General features: G+C 70.8%; 5 protein-coding genes and 1 pseudogene. 2 read left to right on the forward strand and 4 right to left on the reverse strand.

The genetic code is table 11. The features are described 5' to 3' along the window. Positions 1-279 precede the first annotated feature (279 nt). Complete coding sequence (locus AB0G15_RS42990) at positions 280-1,389, forward strand: AI-2E family transporter (protein WP_362851433.1); 1,110 nt, start codon at positions 280-282, stop codon at positions 1,387-1,389. 4 nt (positions 1,390-1,393) lie between these two features. Further along, a complete protein-coding gene (locus tag AB0G15_RS42995; RefSeq protein WP_362851435.1) occupies positions 1,394-2,152 on the forward strand; it encodes a DUF6597 domain-containing transcriptional factor in 759 nt (252 codons plus the stop codon). 11 nt (positions 2,153-2,163) lie between these two features. Here the strand turns inward: AB0G15_RS42995 and AB0G15_RS43000 are convergent, their stop codons facing one another. From AB0G15_RS43000 to AB0G15_RS43015, 4 genes and pseudogenes are all read right to left on the reverse strand, one after another. Then, a complete protein-coding gene (locus AB0G15_RS43000) occupies positions 2,164-3,015 on the reverse strand; it encodes a PhzF family phenazine biosynthesis isomerase (protein WP_362851437.1) in 852 nt (283 codons plus the stop codon). Positions 3,016-3,238: 223 nt separating this feature from the next. Further along, on the reverse strand, positions 3,239-4,627 hold the full coding sequence (locus AB0G15_RS43005) for a hypothetical protein (protein ID WP_362851439.1): 1,389 nt from the start codon (positions 4,625-4,627) through the stop codon (positions 3,239-3,241). 201 nt (positions 4,628-4,828) lie between these two features. Beyond that, the gene (locus tag AB0G15_RS43010; protein WP_362851441.1) at positions 4,829-6,859 is read right to left on the reverse strand and encodes a glycosyl hydrolase family 18 protein; all 2,031 of its coding nucleotides are present in this window, start codon (positions 6,857-6,859) and stop codon (positions 4,829-4,831) included. A gap of 125 nt (positions 6,860-6,984) precedes the next feature. Beyond that, positions 6,985-7,265, reverse strand: a pseudogene (locus AB0G15_RS43015) (chitinase); the annotation flags it as partial.

A 7,265-nucleotide genomic window follows, 5' to 3' on the forward strand; every position in this document is an offset into this window, starting at 1 on the left:
CTCTCGACTCGATCCCGCCGAACCCGCTAGGATTGCGACTGCCCCGTTTCCAGGGCAACCCCTCTAACTTACTCCAACATCCGGTCGTTGTCCAACCGGACTTCGGCGTGACGCATGCGCCCCGACGAAGGGAGGTGATCAGAAGGAGGTTCCCGAGGCTCTGGCGATCTCCGCCGACCCCCTCGGGCCTGTGAACTCTATGTACGCCGCCGAGCCCCGTCAAATCGAAGAGCGCGCCCCGCCATGACGTGTTTCTCACCCGCTGGGTAGAGATCCGTCATGACGGACCAAAGAGTGTTGCCCAGGGCGCTCGTCGTGCTCCTCTGCGCCGCGGGCGCCGTGGTCACCCTGGCGGGGATCAGAGAGATCGGGTCGATCGTCGGGCCGGTGTTGCTGGCCCTGGTTCTGGTCCTGGCGGTCTCCCCGGTGAGGACGTGGCTTCGCGAACGCGGGGCTCCCGGGTGGACGCTGGTGGCGGTCCCCCTCGCGATCGTGCTGCTGGTGCTCCTGGGCATGGTGGCGATCCTGACCGTGGCGGTCGCGCAGATGGCGGCCCTCGCGCCCACCTATGACGCGCAGTTCAACCAGCTCGTCGCGGAGGCGCAACAGCAGGCGGCCAGGCTCGGCATCGGCACCCAGCAGATGAACGAGGCGATCAACTCCTTCGACCCCGGCAAGATCTTCGCGCTCGCGCAGGGATTCGTCTCAGGGCTGCTGGGCGTTTTCTCCGGCCTGGTCCTCGTCATCGTCCTGCTCCTGGCCATGTGCCTGGACGCTCAGGCCTTCTCCAGGATCCTCGCCATGGGAGCGGCGCGCAGGCCCCTGCTCATCGAGGCACTCAGCAACTTCGGCCACAAGACCCGCCGTTATCTCCTGGTCTCGACGGGGTTCGGGCTGATCTGCTCCGCACTGGACGTGGCCGCGCTCTGGATCCTCGGCGTGCCGCTCCCCCTCCTCTGGGGAGTACTGGCACTGATCACGAACTACATCCCCAACGTCGGTTTCATCCTGGGACTGATCCCGCCCGCCCTGCTCGGTCTCCTGGAGGGCGGGCCGAAAACCATGATCTTCGTGATCGCCGCCTACATATTGATCAACTTCGTGGTGCAGTCACTGATCCAGCCGAAGTTCCTCGGTGACGCCGTCGGCCTGTCCACCACCGTGACCTTCCTCTCGCTCATCCTGTGGACGTTCCTGCTCGGCCCGCTGGGCGCGCTGCTGGCCATCCCGCTCAGCCTGCTGACCCGGGCGCTGCTGATCGACAGCGATCCCGACGGTGACTGGGCCGCCGCTCTCGTCTCCGGGGACGTCCCCGACGACGGGCGATCCGGCGCGGGGAAGAAGCCGGGCGGAGGGCAGGAGAAGACTCCTCCTTCGCCCGTACCCTGAGGTCATGTATCGCGAGTGGGCGCCGGACTCCCGCCTCGCCGGGCGGGTGGCCTGCGTGTGGAGCAACGAGGCCACCTCCGTCATGACGCAGCTGGTCGTGCCCGACGGCTGCGTGGATCTGATCTGGGGCCCGAAAGGGGCGCTTGTCGCGGGGCCCGACACGGGCCCGAAATCCGTCCGGATGACGCCGGGCAACCACTACACGGGGATCCGGTTCAGGCCCGGCGCGGTGGGCGAGCTGTTCGGCGTGCCGCTCGACAGCCTGCGCGACCTGCGGGTGCCGCTGTCCGACCTGGGGCCGTTCGCGGAGCTGTCCGAGCTGGAACCGCTCACCGCACAGGCCGGGCCGGAGCCCTCCGGCGGGCCGGCCGGGATCCGGCGGCCGGAGCCGTTCTCCGACGTCGTACAGCGGGCGCTGGCCGTACGGCTGCGCACGGCGCCCGGCCCCGACCCGGCCGCGCCCGCGATCGCCGAGGCGCTGCGGGCGGGCCGGAGCGTCAGGGAGGTGGCCTGGGACCTGGGGTTCGGCGAGCGACAGCTCCTGCGCCGGTCCCTGCGGTCCTTCGGGTACGGCCCGAAGGTGCTGCAGCGGGTGGTCAGGTTCCAGCGGGCACTGCGGCTGGCCAGGCGCGGCGTCACGGCGGCCGAGGCCGCCGCGGTCAGCGGGTACGCCGACCAGGCGCACATGGCGAACGAGGTACGGCGGCTGGCGGGAGTGCCCCTGGGCCGGTTGCTCGACCAGGGCGGCGACGGGACCACCTGACCGGACGCAGGTCAGGCGGTCTCCAGCGCCACCGCTCCGCCGCTCACCCGGCTGCGGCCGTCCGGGGAGGCGATCGAGACCTTCAGCGTGCTGGGCCGCCCCATGTCCACCCCCTGGATGACCGTGAACTCCGGGGAGCCGTTCCCGAGAACACGCAGGTAACCGCCGAAGGCCGCGGCGGCGGCCCCGGTGGCGGGGTCCTCCACGACGCCCCCGACCGGGAACGGGTTACGGGCGTGGAACCGCTCGTCGCTCTCCCGCCAGAACAGGTTCACCGTCGTCCAGCCTTCGCGGGTCATCAGCGCCTTCAGCCGCTCGTAGTCGTAGTCGAGGCCGGCCAGGCGTTCGCGCGAGGAGGCCGCGAGCACGAGATGCTCCACGCCGCCGAACGCGACGTGCGGAGGGAAGGCCGGGTCGAGCTCCTCGCGGGACCAGCCGAGGGCGGCGAGGGCCTCCTCCAGCGCGTCCTCCGCGACGGGCCGTGAGCGCGTGGGGACGCTGGTGAGCGTGGCCCGGAGCGCGTCGTCGGCGATCTCGGTGTCGACGACGATCTCGCCCGCGTTGGTGTCGAACGCCAGGCGCCCGGTCCCGAGGCGTTCGGCCAGCACCACCGAGGTGGCGATCGTGGCGTGCCCGCAGAACGCCACCTCCGCCGAGGGGGCGAAGTATCGGACCCGGAAGGCGCGTCGCTCGTCGTCGCGTGCGGTCACGAACGCCGTCTCGGAGTATCCGACCTCGGCGGCGACGGCCAGCATCTCCGCGTCGGAGAGCCCGGCCGCGTCGAGGACGATCCCGGCGGGGTTGCCCCCCTCGGGATCGTGGGTGAAGGCGGTGTAACGCAGGATTTCCACGGTGCTCGTCACAGAACCGGAATTTACCAGCCGCCCCGGGCCGCCCCGGTGCCCCGTCACGCGGCGGTGACGGGGCACCGGGGCGGGCGTACCCCCGGGAGCGGGCGACCCGGACGGACCCAGGACCGAGGGCGGACCACAGGGCCAAGGGGCTGAAGGGCCGAGGCGCTGAGGGGCCGAGAGGGGAACGACCGGCGCGTTCGGGCGGGCATCGGGATCCGGACGCCGCGAGACGTCAGGCGGACGCCGGAACAGGTGCCGAGGGGGGTGGCCCCTCGGGAGAGGCGACGGGCGCGCGGGGGACACGGCGTCCCCACGGCATGGCGAGCGCCAGGATCGGCAGCAGCACGATGGAGGACTGCGACCAGACGACGTGGAGACTTCGCCAGGTGGCGGAGTCGAACTGCGTCATGTAGAGGTAGCCGTAGCCCGCCCAGAGGGAGACGCCGATGATCGCCGGCCACGCGAAGCGGGTGGGACGGGCGATCAGGAACGGCATGAACCACAGGAGGTACTGCGCGCCGAGCCTGGGGGTGACGACCATGAAGGCGAGCAGCAGCGCCGTGGTGAGGTCGATCGGGTCGGCGCGGCGCCACACGAAGGCCACCGCCAGCATGGTGACGTAGATCAGGCGGGTGCCGAACGTCGCGAAATCCTGGTCCAGGTCGTTGACGCCGTGCATGCCGACGGCGGTCCAGCCCCACTGGCCGACGATCGGCCGGACGTCCTGGATCACCCGGATGACCTCGGGGATCTGGCTCAGCGAGGTGCCGGCGAAGATCGGCAGGGTGACCAGGAAGAAGACCGGCGCGATGCCCGTGGCCACGAACGCCACGACGCGGGCGCGGAAGGTGGGCAGCAGCAGGAGCATGCCGGGGATGAGCCAGATCGGCCAGCTCTTGGCGCACAGCGCCAGTCCCATCAGCAGTCCCGCGAACAGGGCGCGGCGCAGGGACTGCCGGTCGCCCTGGCGCGGGGTGAGCGCCCTACGGATCACTCCCTCGGGGCCGAAGGCGTGTCGTACGGCGCCGGCGAGACCGTGCAGCGCGACGCTCTGCCGTGCCAGCGCGAGCGGGTTGGTGGTCATGCCCGGCCGGTCGGGGTCGCCGGGGCCCCGGGCCACGACGAAGGCGGCGACGCCGAAGACCAGGGCGACCGGCTCGACCTGGCCGTGGACGGAGGCGACGAGGATGGCGAGCGGGTTGCAGGCGTACTGGAAGGCGCGCAGCGACGCCTTGGGTCCTCCGGCGAGCTTGCCGACCAGCGGGATCAGCACGATGTCGGCGACCACGGTGACCAGGCGACCGCCGATCTCCCAGGGGATGCCCAGCCAGAGCAGGAGGCCGTAGACGTAGGGGATGGTCGGCAGGAAGTGCCAGCCTCCCGAGCTGCCCAGAACGGGGTCCTCTCGGTTCAGGACCGCCTCGCCGGCGGGCTTGAAGCTGTTGACGAAGTCGACCGGTTGCCAGGTGTCCACCGCCGAGGTGGCCATGATGAGCACCCGGAAGGCTATTCCGACCCCCAGGACGACCAGCAGCGAGGGTCTCCAGCCCTTCCACTGCGCGACCAGGGCGAGCACGACACCGAGAACGAGGACGAACCCCGTGAGAATTGCGTAGTCCATGACGGCCCCTAGCCTGCCGGACCTGGCGACCAACCAGCCACCCGGATCTCCAAACCGAGACCACTCTGCCAGTTTTCCCGGCCTCCGGAATCCGGGCCGTCACGACGGGCGACCGCCTCCGGGCACGGGTGCGCACGCCCTCGGAGACGGAAGGGGGAACCTCGCCGCCGGAAGTCCGTCTCCCCCGGCGGCGAGGGGCTTTCAGCCCAGGCCGTCGAGATAGGCCCGGTGGCTGCGGGAGAACTCGAAGGCGTTGTACCTGTCCCAGTTGATCGACCAGGTCATCAGGCCGCGGAGGTTCGGGTAGACCCCTCTCGGCCGGTACGACCCGCAGTTGGTCCCCTTGGCCAGGCAGTCGAAGGCCTTCTGGACCTCGGCGACCGTGGTGAAACCGTTACCCGCGAACGGGGCGGCGGGCAGGCCGATGGCGACCTGGTCCTGGCGCAGGGCGGGGAAGACGTTGTTCGGGTTGCCCGCGACGGGGAAGCCGGCGAGCAGCATGTCGGTCATGGCGACGTGGAAGTCGTGGCCGCCCATGGTGTGGTACTGGTCGTCCAGCCCCATGATCGGTCCGGAGTTGTAGTCCTGGACGTGCAGCAGGGTCAGGTCGTCGCGCATCGCGTGGATGACGGGGAGGTAGGAGGCGGCCCGCCGGTCGGCGGAGCCGTTGGGGCCCGGGCCGTAGAACTGGTAGCCCAGTTGGACGAAGAACGTCTCGGGGGCCATGGTCAGCACGAACCTGGCGCCGTACCTGGCCTTGAGGGTCTTGAGCGCGGAGATCAGGTTGACGATGACCGGGGTGGTGGGGGCGGACAGGTTGGTGTCGCCGTTGTCGAGATAGAGGGAGTGGCCCTCGAAGTCGATGTCCAGCCCGTCGAGGCCGTACTTGTCGATGATGGCGCCCACCGACTGGACGAACTTGTCGCGCGCGGCCGTGGTGCTCAGCTGGACCTGGCCGTTCTGGCCGCCGATCGAGATCAGCACCTTCTTGCCGAGTGCCTGCTTGGCCCGGATCCCGGCGATGAACTCGGCCTCGGACTCGACGTTGGGGCACTCGGCGACCGGGCACCGGGTGAAGCGGATGTCCCCGGAGGTCACCGAGGTGGGCTCGCCGAAGGACAGGTTGATGACGTTCCACTCGTTGGGCACGTCCGCCATCCGGGTGTAGCCGGAGCCGTTGGCGAACGAGGCGTGCAGGTAGCCGACCAGCACCCGCTTGGGCAGGTCGCCGGGGGGCGTGCCGGTGACGGTCGCGGAGACCGCGCCGGATTTCGCCGACTCGCCGGCGGAGTTGGAGGCGCTCACCTGGTAGCTGTGCGTCCCCGCGCCCGGGGTGTCGGTGTAGGAGGTCGCGGTGGGGGTGGCGACCCTCGTCCCGTTGCGGTAGACGTTGTAGCCGGTCGCGCCCGAGGAGGCGTTCCACCTCAGCGAGACGCTCGTGCCGCTGGCGGTGGCGGCCAGCCCCGACGGTACGGACGGGGGCGGTGGCTGGTCGTTGCCGACCGTCACGGAGACCGCGCCGGACCTCGCCGACTCGCCCGAGGCGTTCGTCGCGCTCACCTGGTACGAGTGGTTGCCCGCGCCGGGGGTCTCGGAGAAGGTGGTCCCGGTGGCGGTGCCGACCCTGGTGCCGTTGCGGTAGACGTTGTAGCCGGTGGCGCCCGAAGAGGCGGTCCAGCTCAGCGAGGCGGTGGTGGCGTTGCCGGTGCCGGTGAGCCCGGTGGGCGTCGCGGGAGGCTGCCCCTGTCCCGGCGCTCCGTCGAGGACGACGTCGTCGGCCTGGTAGACGCCCTGGCCGTACCAGCCGTTGACGTGGATCGTCACCGAGGTGGTCGAGGCGCCGGTGGTGAACGAGGTCGACAGCTGGGCGTAGGACGACGGCGAGGACGTCCACGTGCTGGGGTCGGTCCCGCCGGTTCCGGTCGCGCCGAGGAAGACGTAGCCGCCCCTGACCCAGGCCGACAGGGTGTAGGCCGAGGACGGCCTGACGCTGACCGTCTGCCGGCAGCGGGCGGTGTCGTTCCCCGCCGGTGTCGCCTGCAGGGCCCTGGTCCCGCCGTGCACGGGTGAGGAGACGGTCGTGGCCCCCGAGGAGGCGGAGCAGGTCCACCCGCTCAGCCCGTTCTCGAAGCCCGGGTTCGTCGCGATGTTGGCCGCGTGGGCCGGTGTCGCGGCCAGCGTCGTCCCGCCGAGCGCCAGTACGGCGGCCACGGCGAGTTTCCTGAGGTACATCCGATTTACCCCGCAAAGATCTTTAAGAGGGTGTCGTGGGGGTACGGCCCGCACCCCGGGCGGGGTGCGGGCCGTACGGGTCGTGCCGGCCGTACGGATCGTGCAGGTCGTGCGGGTCGCGTGCTTCAGAAGCCGGCGGTGACGCGGGTGAAGTCCCAGTCGTTCTGGGCGATCCCGCTGCAGTGGGCGGCCACGCCGCCGCCCGGGCAGGGACGGTCGCGGTTGACCGCCCAGTAGGCCAGGCGGGTCAGGCCCTTGGACCTGGCCCAGTCGCGGATCTGCGTCCAGGCCGCCAGCGTGGTCAGTTCCTGCTGGTCGGACAGGCCGTTCATGCCGGAGATGCCCATCCGGGCGTACGCCTGCGCGTCGGTCCAGCCGTTGGCGGCCTTGAGCGCGTTCTTCAGGC

It is taken from the genome of Streptosporangium sp. NPDC023825 (genome assembly GCF_040639575.1).
Taxonomy (GTDB): Bacteria; Actinomycetota; Actinomycetes; order Streptosporangiales; family Streptosporangiaceae; genus Streptosporangium.